This window comes from Palleronia abyssalis (assembly GCF_900302445.1).
Taxonomy (GTDB): Bacteria; Pseudomonadota; Alphaproteobacteria; order Rhodobacterales; family Rhodobacteraceae; genus Palleronia; species Palleronia abyssalis.
This window is the reverse complement of record NZ_ONZF01000002.1, coordinates 1-18,736: the sequence shown is the minus strand read 5'-3', so window position 1 is coordinate 18,736 and position 18,736 is coordinate 1. Positions and strand designations below refer to the sequence as shown.

Genomic DNA, 18,736 nt, shown 5'->3' with positions numbered 1-18,736 from the left:
TTAGTCATCGGGCAGAAGATCCCAGGTTTCGGGGCGATCGCCGGTTTGATAGAACTGCCGGACCTTTTTGATGAAGTTCCTAAAATCCCCGTTGGCACGCAGCAGACGATTGCAGCTGGCCCAATCCACTGAGGACCGTACGTTGGTGGGGATCAGAATTTGACTCTCCGTAGGATTTTCCGGGTCCAGCTGTATAACCCCGATGCCGTGCAACTGCGACAAGGTTCGCAGTTCCTTCAGAGTCCCGTCCCCGATTTCGACCGCGACCAGATATGCGCTGTTTGCCCACGACGAGTTCGATACGCATTGGAAAAAGCACTCTCGGACATTCGCGCGATTGAGACGCAACTTGACCTCAAATGACCACAGGCGAGCCCGCGCATCACCGGTCTGGCTGACGCAAAGCTTCAGATCGCGGTCCCAGTCGACCGTGACGTCTTCGAACCCGACGACATCCGGGTATAGCCAGCGATTTGTCCCCGCCGCACCGGAATTCGTGCCTTTGCGCTCGTCGATGCGCATCGCATCGACGCCAAGCTCTCGATACGCGAATTCCCCCAGCAGGGGATACAGATCGGCCTCGGACAGCTTGGGCCTCGTCCCCGAAGCTGTCGCGGATTCCTCGCCGACGTCTTCGAGGTTTTCTTGCCCCGCTTCCTCGGCATCTGATTTGGTGGCCCAGTAATACTGCCGGGGCCGCCCGTCCGTTACCCGGATTTCCTCGCATGCCCTTTGCATGGCAGGGCGCTGAGAGCCTATTTCGGCGACGATCTGTTGCAGCAGGTCACGTTCGGTGGACAGGCTGGGACTGTTGTGCAGCTTCGCCTCGCAGGCGTCAGGATGGCGCTCCCTGATCAGTTGGGCCAACTCACGAGCCTTGAACCTATGGTCCGGCTGCTCTCGCAATATCTCCGGTATCCGCTTTGCCAGTTTCAGGGTCGGTATCTTCATCGGCATACGCTTCTCTGTGCATTTTTCTCAAATTATCCGATGCTGCTACGGAGTCTACGGCACGGAAGTCTTTTCCGCTTCGGCAGTATTGCGCCGTCACTGGGAATTCTTCTTTGCGGTCACTGTGTCCCCGCGCCGCTTTGCCGCCGGACCCGTCGCCCTGACGTCCGGGTTCCGATCGCATGACCGACGCCCCGCATATCGCCCCGACCCGTGCTGACGCCCCCCGCGAAGCGCCCGAAACGCTCGAACGGCGGCTGCCGCGTCAACAGACCGAAGAACGGCCCTTCCGCCCCCGGCGCGTGCTTCTGACCCGAGCCGCCCGCGACTGGCCGATGGCGACCCGCGTGGCCGAACGCGCCGCGGCCATGGGGGCCGAGATCGTCGAACTGAAGGGCGACCGGATCACCGGGTTAAAGGACGGCGACCCGCGCGCCGAATACCGCCGGGCCAAATCCACGCTCGCGGTCACCGTTGCCTCGGACAGCAAGATGCGGCCCGAGCCCATCCCGCCCTCTGCCGATTGGCGCTTCGATCTGGCGACCGGATGCCCCGCGCATTGCCAGTACTGCTATCTTGCCGGATCGCTGAAGGGTCCGCCGGTGACGCGGCTTTTCGCCAACCTTCCCGAGATCCTCGACCGGCTCCCGCCTCTGGAAGGGCAGGGGCGCATCACCTCGACCGACGCGGCCCGCGCCGCCGAAGGCACCACGTTCGAGGCGTCGTGCTACACCGACCCCCTCGCGCTGGAACCGCTGTCGGATTGCCTTTCGGACACGATTGCCTGGTTTGGCCAGAAGCACGGCGACCTCAGCCTGCGGTTCACCACCAAGTTCGCGGACACCGAAAGCCTTGAGGCCACCCCACATAACGGGCGCACCCGGATCCGCTTCTCGGTCAATGCGGAAGAAATCGCGCGCCGGTTCGAAGGCGGCACCGCGCCCCTGTCGGCCCGGTTGGCCGCGATGGGCCGGCTGGCGCGCGCGGGTTACAAGGTGGGGCTGACCATCGCCCCGATCATGCCCATCGATGGATGGCAGGACGCCTATGACCGCCTCTTCGCCCAGGCCGCCGCCGAATTGCCCGCGGGTGCTGATCTGACGGCCGAGCTGATCACCCACCGCTTCACCCCCGGCTCGCGCGAGGTGCTTCTGGTGTGGTATCCCGCCACGGGACTGGAGATGGACCCCGAGGTCCGCACCGTGAAGCGCAACAAGTTCGGCGGGCGCAAATACGTCTATCCCGCGCCCCTGATGAAGGACATGCGCCAGACGCTAGAGGCCGGCATCGCGCGACATCTGCCGGGGGCACGCATGCTCTATTGGACCTGACTGGGGACTCCCGCGAAAAAAGGTTTTTCCGCGCGGCCTTTCCCCAAGGGGGGCGCACGGTTATCTTGCCATCCATGCGCTGGACCCTTCCCAACATCCTCACCGTGCTTCGTCTCCTCGCCGCTCCTGGCGTGGCCGTCGCGTTTTTGTATTTCCACCGGCCCTGGGCAGACTGGTTCGCCCTGCTGCTGTTCGTCGGCGCGGCCGTGACCGATTGGTTCGACGGCTACATCGCGCGGTCGTGGAAACAGGAAAGCAAGTTCGGTGCGATGCTGGACCCCATCGCCGACAAGGCCATGGTGATCATCGCGCTTCTGGTGATCGTCGGCTATTCCTCGATGTCGCCCTGGCTGGTGCTGCCCGCGACCTTCATCGTCTTCCGCGAGGTCTTCGTCAGCGGCCTGCGCGAGTTTCTGGGCGCGCAGGCAAAACTGCTGTCGGTCACGAAGTTGGCCAAGTGGAAGACGACGGCGCAGATGGTGGCGATCGCGGTCCTCTTCTCGCGCGACATCTTCCTCTATCACATGATCGACCGAACGCAGGGCATGGACGACGCCACCGTGCAGGCCATCCTGAATGGCCAGATCACCGACGAGGTTGGGCTGGCCTGGCTGGCGCAGATGCGCGACATTGCCGGGTTCCTGGGGGTCACGCTGTTGTGGATCGCCGCCGCGTTGACGCTGATCACCGGCTGGGACTATTTCCGGAAGGCACTGCCCTTCCTCAAGGATCCCGCATGAGCCTCGACATCCTCTATTTCGCCTGGGTGCGCGAACGCATCGGCCTCCCGCGGGAGACGGTGCAGACCCAAGCCGCGACCGTCTCGGACCTCGTGGCAGAACTGACCGCGCGCGAGGCCCGCTACGAGGCCGCGTTCCAGGACCTCTCGGCCCTGCGCGTCGCGGTGGACCAGGAACTGACCGAGTTCGACGCCCCGCTGGCCGGCGCGCGCGAGGTCGCGTTCTTCCCGCCCATGACCGGCGGCTGATGGAAGTCCGCGTTCAGGCCGGGCCCTTCGACATCGGGGCCGAGATCTCGCGGTTCACCGAGGGGCGCACCGACATGGGCGCCATCGTCACCTTTTCGGGCCTTGTACGCGACAGCGCCGCCGGCGACCTGCGCCATATGGAGATCGAGCATTACCCCGCCATGACCGCCCCCGCGATCGAGAAGATCGCGGCCGAGGCCGTCTCGCGCTGGTCTCTGGGCGATGCGATGGTCATCCACCGCCACGGCCGTCTTGCCCCGGGCGAGCAGATCATGATGGTCGCCACCGCCGCCCCCCACCGTGCCGACGCCTTCGCCGCGGCCGAATTCCTGATGGACTACCTCAAGTCCCGCGCACCCTTCTGGAAGAAGGAGGTGACGGCCGAAGGCGCCGCCTGGGTCGCCGCGAAGGACGAGGATGAGGCTGCCCTGACCCGGTGGTAGGCCCACGCGCATCCCGCGCAGAAGCGGAGGTCTGACATGCAGGATGACAACCGCGAAGGCCCCGGACAGGGCAAGGGCGTCACCCCCATGGCCGGAGGCGAACATCCCGCGGCCCCCGTCGACTCGCCCGAGGAACTCGACGAAACGGGCCGCGGTCGCGAGGCCTGGCGCCCCGGCGAAATCGACCTGAAAGGCTGGTCCGACATCTTCCGCCGCGTGGGCGGGCGTGTCGGCCGCGATCTCGTCCCCCTCGTGGCCGCTGGCGTGGCCTTCTTCGGGATGCTGACCCTCTTTCCTGCCATCGCCGCGCTGGCCTCGCTCGCGGGGCTGGTCCTCGATACTGACATCGTCTTCGCCATGCTCGATGCCCTGGGCGGGCTCGCCCCGGCCGAACCCTTGGCGCTGGTGCGCGAACAGGCCGTGTCCCTGGCCGAACAGGGCTCGGGGCGGGCGACGATCACCGCCGTGATCAGCTTCGTGCTGTCGTTCTTCTGGGCCTCGCGCGGGATCGACAACCTCGTCTCGGGGATCAACATGGCCCATGTCGAGGACGAGACGCGCAACCTTGTCATGCGCAACGCCGTCTCGCTTCTGCTGACGGCGGCGCTGGGAGGGATGCTTTTGCTGACCGTCGCGGCGGCCAGTGCCGTGCCGACCCTGGTCAGGGCGCTCGGTTTCGAGGGTCCCAGCCCCCTCATCGTCTCCATCGGGCGCTGGCCGCTCATGGCGCTTCTGTCGATGGCGTCGCTGGGCCTGCTCTACCGCCACGCTGCCGCCCGCCGCCCCCCAAGGTGGAGCTGGGTGACCCCCGGCGCCATCTTCGCCACCGCGCTGTGGCTGGGCGGGTCGGTCCTGTTCTCGGTCTTCGTGCAGAATTTCGGCGCCTACCAGCCCACCTATGGCGCCATCGCGGGCGTGGTGATCCTGAACCTCTACATGTGGCTGACGGCCTTCGTCGTCCTCTTCGGCGCACTCCTGAATGCCGAGATGGAGCACCAGTCCCGCCGCGACACCACTCGCGGCCGCACCCGCCCCATGGGCCAACGCGATGCCGAGATGGCCGACACGCTGGGCAAGCGGGGGTAGGTGCCCTGAGGGGAAACGTCTCAGGCGATTCGCATGGTGTAAGATTCGGCCGCTGCTCTGCGCAGCCGCCTTATGCCCCAAAGCAATCGGTGCCCGATCGGCACGACTGTCGGCGAAGCGCAATCCGCCAATGGTGTCGCGCCCGGTTGCAAAAGCGCGGAATCAAGCGGCAGTGCTCCGACACCCCAATGACGCTTTCCAGACGCTTCGATTGACCACATCGGCGTCACAGCCGTTTCTGCTCGCGCATGTCCTTCAGCAGCGCCGCCGCTGCATTCATGCGCGATTTGACGACGGCAAGTTCATCTCGCGAAAACGCTTTAGCCATTTCCGCGACAACCTTTGTCTGGATGCGAAGGGCATCTTGGGCAAGGGATTGGCCCTTTGGCGTCAGGGACAAACGCCACGCTCTCTGATCCTGCAGGGATTGACTGCGCACTATGATTCCACTGCCCTCGAGGCGCGAAATCAACATGCTTATCCCGCTTTTGGCAGAGAAGCACCGTTGCGACAGTTCACGCTGTGTCAGGCCATCCGACCGCAGGAGGTTCATCAGAACCTCGTGCTCCAGCAGCGACAGGCCGAGCGGGCGAAGGTGCTGCAACAGTGTCGCGGTGCATTCGTTGTAGGCTTGTGCCACCGCCAGCCAAGCCTCGGTGGCACCAGAGCCAGTGGCATCGCGGACCGAATTAGAAGCATCGTTGTCTGGCATAAGGAAAGCATACCCATTTCGTCCGCCACGGACAATTCGTTCCGGCGGCCGCGGCCCCGATGGCATTGGCGCGATCCCCATATCGCAGATGACGACAAGTGCGCCGATCCGACAGCGCACCACCACCTTGCCCTTCCGGATGCAGTTCACCGGGGACGTCGAATGCCAGGCGCGCCGAATACGCTTGCTTGGTTCAAAATTGACCTATATAGTTCAAAGATGAACGTTATAGGTGGGTCGGATGAACTTGTATTTCAGGCTATTCTGGACGCTCCTTCGGGCTTTCTGGCTTCCCAAGCTCACTCTCACAGCTCAGCTCGAGCGTGAGTTTCGAGTGCTTCCAAACGACATCGACGTGAATCTCCACATGAACAATGGCCGTTATCTGACGATAGCCGACCTGATGATCGTCGAGTTCTTCGCCCGAACAGGATTTCTGAAAACTCTGATCCGAAACCGGTGGAAGCCTGTGTTAGGTGGTTCGATCATCACCTACCGGCGGCAACTGAAGCTCGGCGAGAAGTACAAGGTCAGGTATCACTGGATAGGTAGCGACGCCCGCTGGAATTATCTTGCGTTCAAGTTCATAGGCTCGGACGGACGACTCTCGGCCAGCGGCTACTGCAAAGGGGCCGCCGTTTCCCGCATGGGTCTGGTGACGATCGTGGATGCATTCGCGGCGTGGGGGACATCAATTCCCGATGTCATGTTGCCTGACGCTGTTTTGCATTGGAAAGAATGCGAAGCAGACCTGCTGATCTAGGGCGCGCGACAGGTTTTGGCCGTTTGGCCCCGATCGCGATCACGTTCGCCATCAGTACTACACATAAGTTCTAGTATACTGGGCTCTACTGCCGAACCGGCAGTGTCTTGCTGTGCGGTTTGCTGCGCGGGCCCTAAAACGCGGCCAATCATGTATTCTTCGTGCCGATGGATGCGCTGCATGGCCCCGACGAGTTTCGCCTCCTTGTCATCATGACGGGCCTGCTTCTGATATAAGCAATGAGTGCATCAACCATCTGTTTTGGTGCAGGTTGCCGGGCTCGGAACTCGATGCTGAATTCAGGAGCGCCGCAATCTCCTCCACACCCAAGGTGATTGCCAACTTGCCGGGCTCGGTCCGGAACCGCATGATCTCCTCCTGCCCGCAAGCCACTCAGGCGAAAACCTGAGCGCAGAGATCCGGACATTGACCGTCTGTGGCGTCACTTGAGTGTCGGCCACGTGAAGCTGTTGGGCGCAAATATCATCCGGCGTCGTTGTATAGGGCGAGCGTCCCAGGAAAGCGGTGAAAGCCTTGATCGCCCGAATATGGGCCTTCTGGATTTCGCCGCCTATGCCAAGGATAAGCATGTCCTTGATCATCCGCGCACGCCATCTCCTGCCGTGTCATGGGAATCTCGAATCCGGCAAGTGAGAAGGTTCCGCTCCTCAGGCCGGAGAGCTCACCCCGAGACGCGTGGTGTCGAGGTCGGCGTCAAACGCCAGAAGCGCGCGCCCTTCCGCGAAAGCGCCTTAGTCCTCGTCCCTTGTAACCAATGCCCTCCGCTAACCCGGTAAGGGTCCGGTCCAGGTCGACAAGATTTCTTGGCGGGTTCCAGCTGGCCTGAGGTGCGGCTTGTTCGATGGCACCGGGGCGGCAATGCTGTCTCTGGACGCCGGGCGCTGGACCGTGGCGGGGCTGCGCCGGGTCTTGACCCCTGTCCCGACAGATGCCCGGCGCGTGTCCGGCTTATGCTTGGCGCGAGAACGACGTTTGCCAGGCGAATGTCCGACGCACGCGGGACGGGTGTCCGGCGGATGTCCGACGGGTTTTCAAGCCTTGTCAGCCCCGGGCGTTCATCTGCTCGATATACTCGCGCAGCTCTTCCGTCTCGGCACGGGCATCGCGCAGGCCGTCCATCGTGGCGCGCAGCTCGGCCTCCGTCGCATGCAGCTGACCCATCATCTCGGCCTCGCGCTCTTGCAGGTAAGCAATTGCCTGGTCACGACTTTCTTCCGCTTCGTGCATGTGCTGGGCCATCCGGTCCAGCTCCCCCAGATCGGCCTGGCTGACGCGGGTCAGGCGATGCACAAGCCAATTGGCGAACCAACCCAGCATGAACGCGACGAACAGGATGACGGCCGTCGCGATGACGAATTCGGTGCGGTTCATTCGGCTGGTTCGACCTCGGCTGCCTCGGTGTTTTCCGTGTCTTCTTGGGGCCTTAGAAGCGCGAATTCAATACGCCTGTTGGCCTCGCGCCCTTCAGCGGTGTCGTTGTCGGCGATCGGATTCTCTTCGCCATAGCCGTTCGCGACCAAATCCCCCACGGGCACCCGCCGCGCCAGAAGGGCGCCAAGAACGGCCTCGGCGCGCTGCTGGCTGAGGTCACGGTTCATCTCCTCACGCCCTTGGCTGTCCGTGTAGCCGCCCACTTCCATTGGGATATTGTCGCATTTTCGCAGGATTTCAGCGATGGCATCCACACTGGCGCGGGATTCCGGATCGATGGTGGCCGAGCCGGGATCGAAGGTGATTTGCCGGGTCGAAAGGATATTGTTCACCTGGGCCACGCACTCCTCTGGCGAAGGCAGGCCAAGTTCGACGTCGAACCTTTCGTCGTATCTGACATCGACGTCATAGGCGGCATCGTCCCCCAACCGGCCTGTGAACAACCGCGAAATCTGCGACGACGCGTCTTCGGACCCTGACACGCCCGAGACCGAAATCCGCTCCGGCGTGACACGCACCGCACCGTTGTTCAGCAGTGACAGCGCATCCATCGCGGCCAGAAGGCGGGGGTTCCAGCCCGCGGGCACCTCTTGCGTCTGCTCCAATGACAGCGAGACCTGTTCCGTCCCGAAGAGCGCCCGCCCATAGCTGCCGACGGCCGAACGGGCCAGCGTGTCGCCCGCCCTGCCTCGGATTTGGACCATGCCTTCGGGACTGCGGGTCGCAGTGAACTCGGCGGGCCCGGCTTCCGGTTCCACGGCCGCGGCGTCTTCTTGCAAGGCGGTCAGAGTGAATTCCTCTGGCAGGTCGTTGCGCAGCGCTGCGGCGTGGGTTCCGAAATCTTCGGTCGCGGGGCCGGATTCCAGCCGTATTTCCAGGTCCGTAACGGTCAAAGTGCCGGTCTCGATCTCGTCCATGGCCTCGATGGCCTGGGAGACGGCGCCGGGCCAGGCAACCGACGGCACGCCGAGGCCAAGTTGGCAGATCGGATCGTCGATCCCAAGCCCTTGTACCGCCGCGATGATCTGGTCGCGCCCGGTTTCGGTTGCCGCCGAGCACGCCTCGAGGCGGGCTGTCCCTTCCTCGCGCGACAGGCGGAAGAGGAACGGCGTGATGACCGGTCTGGGAATGGATATGTCAAGTGCGACCTCCACCCCGCCGGGGGCAAGACGCGTCAGGGACCGCTCCATGTTCGCGCGGGCTTCGGCGTCGCCGGCCATGGTGGTGACGGCCACCCGGTCCGAAGCGATGGAGATTTTCGACTTATCGGCCAGGGCGAAGGCTTCGACCCCAAAGCGCAGGGCTTCGTTCCAGTTTTCAGGGGCCGGGAAGGCGGCGGCTTGAAGGAGGTCGGTGATCGGGGTGTTCACGGCGTTTCGGGCGATGTCTTCGAGAAACGCAAGACGGTCCATCTCGGCGGGGACAAGGCCGATAAGGCTGACCCCCTCGTCCGATCTAAGTAGCTCGACGGTGAATCGCGGTGCCTCGATTGGGTCGCGTGTGGTGACATCCATCCGGTCTATGACCCGGGCCCCGTCGACGACCTGCCCAGCAAGGGTAAGGGCGCGAAAGCGTTCGGCCTCGTCCGGCGCGGTGCCCCGAAGATCGATCTGCAGGCCGTCGGCTTCGACTTCGGCCCAGTCCAGATCTTCGGCAGCAAGAATCTCGCGGACCACGCGGACTGACCGATCCTCGATCTGTGCGACGGTTAGTGTCGCGGCCCCAACGCAGGCCGCACCGGCCACGCCGAATGTCACGAGAACCGGGAGCAGGGAATTTTTGCGCATTCGGGTCCGAAACTCCGTTTTTTTCGGTGCGTTCAGGTCTAGCCGCGCGTTGTTCGGGGGTCCATCATGCCAGCATGGCGATGGCGAGAAACAGCGCAGCCAGAAGCCCTGTATCCCGATTGGCGCGGAAAAGCTTAAGGCACATCTGCGTGTCCTTCGGGTCGAACTGCCCCATCTGCCATGCCATGTGCCACCCCATCGCCCATGGCGCGCCGAGGGCCAGAACCAGCGTCAGGACGTTGGCGGATGACGCGGCAAGGGTCACGGCAGCCGCCATCAGTAGGCACGAGACCACCATGAAGCCGCGCAGCCAGGGTTTCGGGCGCTCCCCGAACAGGCGCGCCGTGGATTTCACCCCGATCAGCGCGTCGTCCTCGGCATCCTGGTAGGCATAGATCGTGTCGTAGAACAGCGTCCAGGCGATCCCCGAAAGATACAGCAAGACAGCAGGCCACCCGAGCGCCCCCGATAACGCCGTCCAGGCCAGAAGCGCGCCCCAGTTGAAGGCCAGGCCAAGGAAGACCTGGGGCCACCAGGTGAACCGTTTGGCGAACGGATAGATCGTGACCGTCGCCAGGGACAGGATGCCCAGAAGGATCGCGTTCACGTTGAAGGTCAACAGGATCAGGAACGCCATCAGGGCCTGCGCGACGAGCCATGCGAAGGCCTGCTTGGGCGAGACCTGGCCCGACGGGATGGGCCGCGACCGGGTGCGCGCGACGCCTGCGTCGATCTCGCGGTCGGTGATGTCGTTCCAGGTGCACCCCGCGCCCCGCATCAGGAACGCGCCCAAAGCACAGCCGGCCGCAATCCAGAGGCCCTGCCAACCGAACCGCCCCTCGGACAGCGCGGCCAGCAGGACGCCCCACCAGCAAGGCAAAAGCAGAAGCCAGGTTCCGATCGGCCGGTCCGCGCGCGACAGGCGCAGATAGGGCCGAGCGGGCTCAGGGGCCAGGCGATCGACCCAGTTGCCCTTGACGGCATCGGCCACCTGTCCTTTCGTCGCGCCTGTTTCCGCCACGATGGGCATCCTCCTATGGCCTCCACGATCCGGCTTCATGTAGACCATCCGCTTGGGGCGGGGCAAACCGTTCCCCTATCGCAACCGCAGGCGCATTACCTGTTCGGGGTGATGCGCAAGGGCACGGGCGAAGTGGTCGAACTTTTCAACGGCCATGACGGCACCTGGACCGCCGAGGTGACAGAGGCGAAGAAGAAGGCCGGCGCCCTGGCCTGCATAGACAGGATCGCACCCCAGCGAAACGCGCCGGATGTCTGGCTTCTGTTCGCGCCGATCAAGAAGCAGCGCACCGATTTCATCGTGGAAAAGGCGGCTGAACTGGGCGCCGCGCGGATCTGCCCCGTGGTGACCGAGTTCACCAATGCCGAGCGTGTGCGGCAGGACCGTCTCCAGGCGCATGCGGTCGAGGCGGCCGAGCAATGCGGCGGCAATTTCGTGCCTGACGTGACCGAGGCGGCGAAGCTTGGGTCGGTCCTGGCGGAGTGGGATCCATCGCGTCAGATACTGTTCTGCGATGAGACCCGCGTCGGAGTCGCGGACGTGCTGGACGGGAAGCAGGGCGGTCCGTGGGCCATCCTGATCGGACCCGAAGGGGGGTTCTCGGATGCCGAGCGCGCGCGATTGCGCGACCTTCCGTTCGCCCACCCGGTCAGTCTAGGCCCGCGTATCCTGCGTGCGGATACGGCCGCCGTCGCCGCCTTGACACTGTGGCAGCAAGCGCTGGGGGACTGGGCATGAGGGCCGACTGGCTGTTTAACATGATTGACGCCGGGGTGGATGCCCCCGGTGTTCAGAAGCGGTTGCGAGAGGCGACCGGGCTCGATCTGCGGATCGAGGAATGTCTGAAGGTCAAGAACGGCGCAGCGGTCTACCGCGGCACGTTGGACGGGCGGAGGGTGATCGCCAAGCGCGGGCTGCACAACGCGGCCATGGTGCGAGATACGATGGCCGCGTCTCGCGAAAGAATGGCCGATGGTCCTTACCGCGTGGTCGCGCCCATCGCCGCGACGGACGATATCCTGGTGATGGAGCACGCTCCGGGCCGCGAAGTGAAGGGTGTACTGGACGCGCTGGGTGGGGGCAGCGCGCGGCGCGCCGTGTTGACCCGCTGCGGAGAGTGGGCGCGGACCTATGCCGGCACGGATATCGAGACGGGGACGTTCGGCAGCGGGTTCTGGCTGCGCAAACATCGGCAGCCCCATGCCGAAGGATCCTTGCACCCGGAGGTGCAGGTGACGTGGGATGCGTTGATGGGGTGGCTGGAAGACCGGGCCGCGCGGGTGGCTGGCGTGTCGGTGACGCGGGGGCGGTGTCATGGAGATCTGACGCCCATGAACCTTCATCTCGACGACGACGGCGTTCTGTGGGGGTTCGACATCGGGGCAGAGATGCGGCTGCCCCTGGCTCGGGACGTGGCGCGGTTTGTCGTGACATGGTTGCGAAGCTCGGTGTTCGAAGACGGATTCTGCGGCCAAGAGCTGCGGGCGCTGGCCGGGCCGGTCTTGCCCGCATCGGAGTTCGACACCCTGTTGCCATTCTTTCTGGGCGAGACGATCGCCGGGCGTTTGCCCGAGGAGCGGGCCGATAGCGAAAAATGGATGCGAATGCGATGGATGGTGTCCGCCCTGATGGAGACCTTCCCATGATTCGCCCCGAGCTTCTGTCGCAAATCCTTCGCTGGCGCGAGGTCCTCGTCGGTGTCGGGGCCCTTGCCGTGGGGCTGTGGCTGGCCCTGACCAGTTTCGGCGGCACCCGTTGGGTGGGTGTGGTCGTGGCCATCGGCGGGATCGCCATCATGCGCGAAGGCATCATGCGTTTGCGGCGGCCGTCGGACGGGGGCGGTGCCGGCGTCGTGAATGTCACCGAGCGGCAGATCACGTATCTTTCGGGCACCGGGGGCGGGGCCGTATCGCTGGATATCCTGTCGGGCGTCGCGGTCGAACGGGACGGTCGGGGCGGTGCAACGTGGCATCTGATGGACACGGAAGGACGACAGGTCGCGATCCCTGCAGACGCCGAAGGCGCGCGTGCGATCTTCGATGCGCTCGCGGCGATCCCGGGCCTTTCCGAGGAAGAAGCCGTGGCGGCGTTGAAGGCCGAAGGTCGTGGACGGCAGACGATCTGGTCGAAGGGTCCAAAGCGGCTGAGTTGACTTCGCCCCCCGCGAAAGCCAAGTGCGGCTTCAGCGGAATTTTCCAGAGGGCCCATCATGTCCATTCCCCAAACCGGCGGCGGGCCTGTCGAAAGCCAAGACCAACTTGCCGAATACCTCGCGGCGGGCTGCAAGCCGAAGGATGCTTGGCGCATCGGAACCGAGCATGAGAAGTTCGGCTACTGCAAGGATACCCTGAAACCCTTGCCCTACGAGGGCGAGAGGTCGATTCACGCGATGTTGTCGGGTCTGCGGGACGAGTTCAACTGGGCGCCGGTCCACGAGGGCGGCAAGCTGATCGGTCTGGAGAAGGACGGGGCGAACATCTCGCTGGAACCGGGCGGTCAGCTTGAGCTGTCCGGCGCGCCGCTGGAGACGATCCACGAGACTTGTGACGAAGTGAACGACCATCTGGCACAGGTGAAGGCCGTGGCCGACCGCATCGGGGTCGGCTTCATCGGGCTTGGCGCGGCGCCGCACTGGACCCACGACGAGATGCCGTTGATGCCCAAGGGCCGATACAAGCTCATGGACGGCTACATGCAGAAGGTCGGGGAACTGGGCACGCAGATGATGCGGCGAACATGCACCGTTCAGGTCAACCTCGATTTCGCCTCGGAAGAGGATATGATTCAGAAACTGCGCGTGGCGTTGGCCCTGCAGCCGGTGGCGACTGCGCTGTTCGCCAACTCGCCTTTCTTCGAGGGCAAGCCGAATGGCCACAAGTCTTGGCGCAGCCGCATCTGGCGCGACTTGGATGCCGACCGTACCGGTATGTTGCCCTTCGTGTTCGAGGACGGGTTCGGGTTCGAGCGGTGGGTGGACTACGCCCTAGATGTGCCGATGTACTTTGTCTATCGCGACGGGACGTATATCGACGCGCTGGGCCAGTCATTCCGCGATTTCCTGAAAGGTGACCTGCCGGCCCTCCCGGGCGAAAAGCCGACGATGTCGGACTGGGCCGACCATCTGACGACAATCTTTCCCGAAGCGCGGCTGAAGAAATTCATCGAGATGCGCGGCGCAGATGGCGGGCCGTGGCGCCGGCTATGCGCACTCCCGGCCTTCTGGGTCGGCCTGACCTACGACCAGAGCGCACTGGATGCCGCGACGGATCTGTTCCGCGAATGGGATGCCGAGACGCGCGATGCGCTGCGTGTGGCTGCGTCGGTTGATGGGCTGCAAGCGAAGGTCGGTGGTATTTCGATGCTGGATTTGGCGCGGTCCTGCGTCGAGATTGCAGAGGCCGGTTTGAAGGCCCGGGCGCGTCCCGGTGCGGGGGGGATGATCCCCGACGAGTCGCATTTCCTCAATGCCTTGCGTGAAAGTGTCGACGCAGGCGCCGGTCCCGCTGACGATCTTTTAGCCCGCTATCACGGAGATTGGAGCGAAGACGTCACCAAGGTTTTCGCTGAATACGCGTATTGAGGGACCAAGCGGAAATCAGCGCAGATTCCCGCAACATGGCTGGACGCCGGCGCGAAGTGCCGTAGGTATTCCCCAGCATCTTTGGAGGAATGGATCATGAAAAAGATTCTCGTTGCACTGCCCATCGTGGCGTTGATGGCTGGCTGCCAGACCACCAACAACCAGGGCGCGCTGACCGGCGCCGCTTTGGGCGCCGCGACCGGCGCTGCCGTGTCGGGCGATGACGATCGCGTTGCTGGCGCGCTGATCGGCGGTGCCGTCGGCGCCGCGGCCGGGAACTATGTCGGCCGCAACAACAACGGCAACTGCGTCTATGAGAACTCGGCCGGTCAGCGTTACACTGCTGCCTGCCCGTAAGACACCCGGGTCGGCGGGCTATGGCTCGCCGACCTTTGCCTCGAGGACGAAGCGTCTGACGCGGTCCTCGGGCATCTCGCAGGGCTTCAACAGGACCCTGCCATCGGAAAGCCGGTAGATATTCAGGCTGATATAGCCAGTTCCACCTGCTTCATGCGCCACCAGTTTTTCACTTTTCCCCGCCGCATGGGATGACTTTACGGCGACGTATGGTGATCCTTGCCACTCGGCACGAAACGCGCCGTCGGGCAAAGCGTCGAAGGCGGACAGGAATTCCCTCAAGCTTTCTTGCCGATCTTGGGTTCGGTCCCGGCGCGAATGCGGGCGATGTTCGCGCGGTGGCGCAGGAAGATGAAGACGGCCATGATCCCCACCGCCGCCGCGACTGTCGGAAGTCCGAACAACATTGCGAATACCGGCGACAAAAGGGCTGCGACAAGGGCCGAGAGCGACGAGATTCGTGTTACCAGGGCAGTCAAAAGCCATGCCGCACAAGTCAGAAGACCCACGGGCCATGACAAAGCGATGGCCGTACCGAGGAACGTCGCGACCCCTTTGCCGCCCTTGAAGCCCAGATACAGCGGATAGCAGTGGCCCGCGAAAGTGGCGGCCCCTGCGACGAGGGCTGCCGCCTCGCCCAGTAAGGCGCGGGCGACCAGAACCGCGGCCGCGCCCTTCCCGACATCGCAGATCAGGGTCAAAAACGCCGCCAGCTTGTTGCCGGTGCGCAGCACGTTCGTCGCGCCGATATTGCCCGAACCGATCTGACGCAGGTCGCCCAGGCCGAATGCCCGCGTGATGACCAGCCCGAACGGAATCGAGCCGACAAGGTATCCAACGACCGTACAAACGAGCAGCATAAGTGGCCTCTTTTCGTTTGCCGCGACCATGCCTGTGCGCTGGCGCGGCGTCCAGCTTCACCGGCCTTTCATTTGAGTGTCATCGTCCAGATGCTATGTAGCGGATCGAGTAACGAGGAGAGATCATGGCCCGCCGTTGGACGAACGACCTTTCCCGGGGTGATGCGACCCCGAAGCAATGCTATCTGAACCGCCGTCAATTGATCGCAGCCGGGTCATCCGGACTGGCGCTGTCTGCCTGGCCTGCCGCGGCCCAGACCGACGCGCTTGAGCCCAACAGCTTCGAAGAGATCACGACCTACAACAATTTTTATGAATTCGGGACCGGTAAGACCGACCCGAAGGAGAATGCCGGTCAGTTGACGACCTCGCCGTGGGCGGTCGAGATCAACGGCATGGTCGACAAGCCGGGCACGTACGCCTTTGACGACATCATGGCCCAGATGGATATCGAAGAGCGGATCTATCGTTTGCGGTGTGTGGAAGCCTGGTCGATGGTGATCCCGTGGCAGGGGTTCGAACTTGCCGACCTTCTGGCGCTGGCGGGGCCGAACCCCGAAGCCCGTTTCGTCGAGTTCCAGACCCTGATGCGCCCCGAAGAGATGCCGGGGCAGGAATACCCGATCCTCGATTGGCCCTATATCGAAGGGCTTCGAATGGACGAGGCGATGCATCCGCTGACCATCATGGCCACGGGTCTCTACGATGAGCCTATTCCGAACCAGAACGGCGCACCGATGCGCTTGGTCGTCCCGTGGAAGTATGGATTCAAGTCAATCAAATCCATCGTGCGGATCACGCTGACCGACGATCAGCCATCGACGACGTGGAACAAGGCGGGCCCGTCCGAATACGGGTTTTATGCCAATGTGAATCCGACCGTGGATCACCCCCGATGGAGCCAGGCGACCGAGCGCCGCGTGGGTGGCGGTCTGTTTTCCAAGCGGATCGATACCCTGATGTTCAACGGGTATGACGAAGTGGCGCCGCTTTATGAAGGTATGGACCTCGAGGCACAGTTCTGATGACGACAGCGCAACGGGTGAACGTTGCGCTCCGCAAGGTTCCCTCATGGGTCGTCTACCTGATCGGTGCGGTGATCCCGTTCTATTACCTCTATCTGGCGCTGACCGGGGCGATGGGGGTCGAACCCGTCAACAGCCTGGAACGTGCGTTGGGCGAACTGGCGATGCAGGCGCTGGTCGTCGTCCTTGCCGTGACCCCGCTGCGCAAGCTGACCGGCGTCAGCCTGATCATGCATCGTCGGGCGCTGGGGCTTCTGGCCTTCTTCTATGTGGCTTGCCATTTGCTGGTCTGGGGCGTTCTGGATGTCCAGGATCCGGCGCGGATGTGGTCCGATATCGTGAAGCGACCGTATATCACGATCGGTATGGTGGGCTTTGTTCTACTGCTTCCCGTCGCTGCAACATCCAACAATTTCTCTGTCCGTCGGATGGGACCTATGCGCTGGCGCAGACTGCATATGCTCACATACGTGATTTGTGTGTCAGGTGCGGTCCACTACGTGATGGTCCAGAAGGTGTGGGAGATCGAGCCGCTGATTTATCTGGCTCTTGTTCTGGCTCTCCTTGCCTATCGCATACCGACGTTGCGGCGTGAATTCGCCGCCTGAAGAGGACCGCATATGTTTCGAAACATTGTATTGGCGACTGCTTTGACCGCCTTGACCGCCTTGACCGCCCCTGCGCATGCCGCGCCCGATCCCGATGCCGTCGAACCGATCACGACCTTCGTGGGGGAAATGGCGATTCCGATGCCGGGTGGCGGCATCGACAGGTCTCAGATCGATAACGCAATCCGGTTCGAGCCCATTCAGAGCTTCGACGAGATGTTCCTGCGCGATGATGTCGTCTTCCTGATGCGGCATGGTCCGACGGACTGGAGCAAGCTCGACGAGAAGGATGTTGCCCCGACCGATTGTGACAACCAGCGAATCCTGTCTGAGGATGGGCGCGAGGATATGAAGGACCTCGGTGCGCTGCTGGCGTTCAACGACATCAAATTCGGCAAGATTTACGTCAGCGAATGGTGCCGGAACCAACAAACCCTGGAAATGCTGGGCGAGGGGTACGAGACGGCCGAGCCCAATGTCTGGGAGGCCATCCCGACTGAGACCATTTCGGACGTAAACCTGTTGCTGTCCCTGCAAGGCGCCGAGAATGTGACCGGTCTGCGCGGGATCATTTCGAATTGGGATGGTAGCGAAGGCGATGGTCCTGCGCTGATTATATCCCATTTCACCAATATTCAGGAGCTGACCGAGTTCTCTGTCTATGAAGGGGAGATGCTTGTCGTCGATCCAACCAGAAAGAATCGCGTGCTAGGGTATGTAAGGCTGCGCACCGCGTCCCCGGACGTCGGACATTTCGACGTCGAAGCGCCTAACGATATCTACGACTCGGAGGACATAGCGAACGAGTCGAACGAGGCCGGGGATGAAAAGATCGAAGAAGTCGACGGAAACTGATGGGCGAGTTTCTCGTGGCTGTTTGAATCACTTGGCGGGGGTACTGGCCCCCGCCTTCTTCTTTTCCAAAGGGCCGTCACTCGTGCCCTAGCCGCACGCTCGCAGCGTCACGTAGCAAAGTTACGCACGCCGTCGCCGCGGTTTGCAATCTCTGCGCTTCTCCACCATGCAAGAGAAAGGTTAAGTCTTGATGACGAATACCCCGCCTTTTTCTGCAGAAACCGCTTGCGGGGTGTGCGTGTGATCCGTAGAAGGCGCTTCACCGGCGGCGCTGAGGCGCTGGCGGGACGCTGGACGGGGCGGACGGGACTTGGGAAGTTGCTGCTGGAACAGGCGGTTGACGACTTGGAGGCCCTGAAGTTTACGAGGCGGCGCCAAACGGGGCGGATAGTAATTTCGGGACGGTCGCGAAAAAGCGGTTGACACTCGGAAGGACTTGAGGCAAACGCGGCAACCTAGATTGAGGACAAGGCAGGCGGGGCGCGCTGGTAGTTTAAAGCGCATCATGTCGGCTTTTTGTGCCGTGCTCTTTGAAACTGATGGTATCTGAAGAGATATGCGGGCGGTCACGGTTCATTTCGATGGATCAGCTCTCGTATATCGGCCCTCTAGCCTCCGGGTGATGATGAGGGAGACAGCTTCACTGTTTGGTGCGAGTTACTTCGGTGACTTTGACCAAGCAGAAAGCTTTCAGCGGTTATTTCGGGGTACCGGCCTTTAGCGGGTTGGTATTTTGTAGGCCGTTGGAAGATGTGCGAGGGTTCGAGCGTCAAGGATACTGCTTTTGGCAGTTTCAACTTGAGAGTTTGATCCTGGCTCAGAACGAACGCTGGCGGCAGGCCTAACACATGCAAGTCGAGCGCACCTTCGGGTGAGCGGCGGACGGGTGAGTAACACGTGGGAACGTACCCATTCCT

At 62.9% G+C, this 18,736-nt stretch carries 22 protein-coding genes and 1 rRNA gene; 15 read left to right on the top strand and 8 right to left on the bottom strand.

Features of this window, described 5'->3' with window-relative positions; all coding sequences use genetic code 11:
- Window positions 1–951: a COG2958 family protein gene (locus PAA8504_RS03815; RefSeq protein WP_108893483.1), complete on the bottom strand. Its 951-nt coding sequence runs from the start codon at window positions 949–951 to the stop codon at window positions 1–3.
- 182 nt (window positions 952–1,133) lie between these two features.
- On the opposite strand from PAA8504_RS03815, the gene PAA8504_RS03810 reads away from it, so the two are divergent.
- From PAA8504_RS03810 to PAA8504_RS03790, 5 genes are all read left to right on the top strand, one after another.
- Entirely contained in the window at window positions 1,134–2,282 is a 1,149-nt protein-coding gene (locus PAA8504_RS03810) for a spore photoproduct lyase family protein (protein WP_219928898.1), read from the top strand.
- A 74-nt stretch (window positions 2,283–2,356) separates the two neighbouring features.
- Entirely contained in the window at window positions 2,357–3,022 is a 666-nt protein-coding gene (gene pgsA / locus PAA8504_RS03805) for a CDP-diacylglycerol--glycerol-3-phosphate 3-phosphatidyltransferase (RefSeq protein WP_108892851.1), read from the top strand.
- The gene (gene moaD, locus PAA8504_RS03800) at window positions 3,019–3,270 is read left to right on the top strand and encodes a molybdopterin converting factor subunit 1 (RefSeq protein WP_108892850.1); all 252 of its coding nucleotides are present in this window, start codon (window positions 3,019–3,021) and stop codon (window positions 3,268–3,270) included. The genes pgsA and moaD overlap by 4 nt, the downstream gene beginning before the upstream one ends.
- Complete coding sequence (locus PAA8504_RS03795; protein ID WP_108892849.1) at window positions 3,270–3,713, top strand: molybdenum cofactor biosynthesis protein MoaE; 444 nt, start codon at window positions 3,270–3,272, stop codon at window positions 3,711–3,713. The genes moaD and PAA8504_RS03795 overlap by 1 nt, the downstream gene beginning before the upstream one ends.
- A 36-nt stretch (window positions 3,714–3,749) precedes the next feature.
- The gene (locus PAA8504_RS03790; protein ID WP_108892848.1) at window positions 3,750–4,799 is read left to right on the top strand and encodes a YihY/virulence factor BrkB family protein; all 1,050 of its coding nucleotides are present in this window, start codon (window positions 3,750–3,752) and stop codon (window positions 4,797–4,799) included.
- A gap of 226 nt (window positions 4,800–5,025) precedes the next feature.
- Here the strand turns inward: PAA8504_RS03790 and PAA8504_RS03785 are convergent, their stop codons facing one another.
- Entirely contained in the window at window positions 5,026–5,511 is a 486-nt protein-coding gene (locus PAA8504_RS03785; RefSeq protein WP_181375681.1) for a MarR family winged helix-turn-helix transcriptional regulator, read from the bottom strand.
- A 241-nt stretch (window positions 5,512–5,752) separates the two neighbouring features.
- Between PAA8504_RS03785 and PAA8504_RS03780 the strand changes: the two genes are divergently transcribed.
- Entirely contained in the window at window positions 5,753–6,274 is a 522-nt protein-coding gene (locus tag PAA8504_RS03780; protein WP_108892846.1) for a thioesterase family protein, read from the top strand.
- 299 nt (window positions 6,275–6,573) lie between these two features.
- On the opposite strand, the gene PAA8504_RS03775 is transcribed toward PAA8504_RS03780, so the two are convergent.
- From PAA8504_RS03775 to ubiA, 4 genes are all read right to left on the bottom strand, one after another.
- Window positions 6,574–6,876, bottom strand: coding sequence for a phage integrase N-terminal SAM-like domain-containing protein (locus PAA8504_RS03775; protein WP_108892845.1), 303 nt, complete (start codon window positions 6,874–6,876; stop codon window positions 6,574–6,576).
- Between the two features lie 460 nt (window positions 6,877–7,336).
- Window positions 7,337–7,666, bottom strand: coding sequence for a hypothetical protein (locus PAA8504_RS03770; RefSeq protein ID WP_108892844.1), 330 nt, complete (start codon window positions 7,664–7,666; stop codon window positions 7,337–7,339).
- Window positions 7,663–9,513: an OmpA family protein gene (locus PAA8504_RS03765; RefSeq protein WP_108892843.1), complete on the bottom strand. Its 1,851-nt coding sequence runs from the start codon at window positions 9,511–9,513 to the stop codon at window positions 7,663–7,665. Before PAA8504_RS03765 ends, PAA8504_RS03770 begins: the two co-directional genes overlap by 4 nt.
- A 64-nt stretch (window positions 9,514–9,577) precedes the next feature.
- Entirely contained in the window at window positions 9,578–10,543 is a 966-nt protein-coding gene (gene ubiA, locus PAA8504_RS03760; protein ID WP_245897512.1) for a 4-hydroxybenzoate octaprenyltransferase, read from the bottom strand.
- Between the two features lie 6 nt (window positions 10,544–10,549).
- Here ubiA and PAA8504_RS03755 point away from each other — a divergent pair, with 6 nt between their 5' ends.
- The 5 genes from PAA8504_RS03755 to PAA8504_RS03735 all read left to right on the top strand — a co-directional run bounded on the left by PAA8504_RS03755 (window position 10,550) and on the right by PAA8504_RS03735 (window position 14,471).
- On the top strand, window positions 10,550–11,272 hold the full coding sequence (locus PAA8504_RS03755) for a 16S rRNA (uracil(1498)-N(3))-methyltransferase (protein WP_108892841.1): 723 nt from the start codon (window positions 10,550–10,552) through the stop codon (window positions 11,270–11,272).
- Window positions 11,269–12,180 (top strand): phosphotransferase, encoded by a 912-nt coding sequence (locus PAA8504_RS03750; RefSeq protein ID WP_108892840.1) that lies wholly within the window; start codon window positions 11,269–11,271, stop codon window positions 12,178–12,180. The genes PAA8504_RS03755 and PAA8504_RS03750 overlap by 4 nt, the downstream gene beginning before the upstream one ends.
- Complete coding sequence (locus PAA8504_RS03745) at window positions 12,177–12,686, top strand: hypothetical protein (protein ID WP_108892839.1); 510 nt, start codon at window positions 12,177–12,179, stop codon at window positions 12,684–12,686. The genes PAA8504_RS03750 and PAA8504_RS03745 overlap by 4 nt, the downstream gene beginning before the upstream one ends.
- 57 nt (window positions 12,687–12,743) lie before the next feature.
- Entirely contained in the window at window positions 12,744–14,114 is a 1,371-nt protein-coding gene (locus PAA8504_RS03740; protein ID WP_108892838.1) for a glutamate--cysteine ligase, read from the top strand.
- Between the two features lie 96 nt (window positions 14,115–14,210).
- Window positions 14,211–14,471, top strand: a complete 261-nt coding sequence (locus PAA8504_RS03735; RefSeq protein WP_108892837.1) for a YMGG-like glycine zipper-containing protein — start codon at window positions 14,211–14,213, stop codon at window positions 14,469–14,471.
- An 18-nt stretch (window positions 14,472–14,489) separates the two neighbouring features.
- On the opposite strand, the gene PAA8504_RS03730 is transcribed toward PAA8504_RS03735, so the two are convergent.
- Both PAA8504_RS03730 and plsY read right to left on the bottom strand, forming a co-directional pair.
- Window positions 14,490–14,753 carry a hypothetical protein gene (locus tag PAA8504_RS03730; RefSeq protein WP_108892836.1) on the bottom strand — a complete coding sequence of 88 codons (264 nt, stop codon included), beginning with the start codon at window positions 14,751–14,753 and terminating at the stop codon, window positions 14,490–14,492.
- Window positions 14,750–15,331, bottom strand: a complete 582-nt coding sequence (gene plsY, locus PAA8504_RS03725; RefSeq protein WP_245897511.1) for a glycerol-3-phosphate 1-O-acyltransferase PlsY — start codon at window positions 15,329–15,331, stop codon at window positions 14,750–14,752. The genes PAA8504_RS03730 and plsY overlap by 4 nt, the downstream gene beginning before the upstream one ends.
- A gap of 125 nt (window positions 15,332–15,456) precedes the next feature.
- On the opposite strand from plsY, the gene msrP reads away from it, so the two are divergent.
- From msrP to PAA8504_RS03705, 4 genes are all read left to right on the top strand, one after another.
- Window positions 15,457–16,356, top strand: coding sequence for a protein-methionine-sulfoxide reductase catalytic subunit MsrP (gene msrP, locus PAA8504_RS03720; RefSeq protein ID WP_108892834.1), 900 nt, complete (start codon window positions 15,457–15,459; stop codon window positions 16,354–16,356).
- Window positions 16,356–16,964 (top strand): protein-methionine-sulfoxide reductase heme-binding subunit MsrQ, encoded by a 609-nt coding sequence (gene msrQ / locus PAA8504_RS03715; RefSeq protein ID WP_108892833.1) that lies wholly within the window; start codon window positions 16,356–16,358, stop codon window positions 16,962–16,964. The genes msrP and msrQ overlap by 1 nt, the downstream gene beginning before the upstream one ends.
- Before the next feature lie 12 nt (window positions 16,965–16,976).
- The gene (locus tag PAA8504_RS03710; protein ID WP_108892832.1) at window positions 16,977–17,819 is read left to right on the top strand and encodes a histidine phosphatase family protein; all 843 of its coding nucleotides are present in this window, start codon (window positions 16,977–16,979) and stop codon (window positions 17,817–17,819) included.
- 794 nt (window positions 17,820–18,613) lie between these two features.
- A 16S ribosomal RNA gene (locus PAA8504_RS03705) occupies window positions 18,614–18,736 on the top strand; the annotation flags it as partial.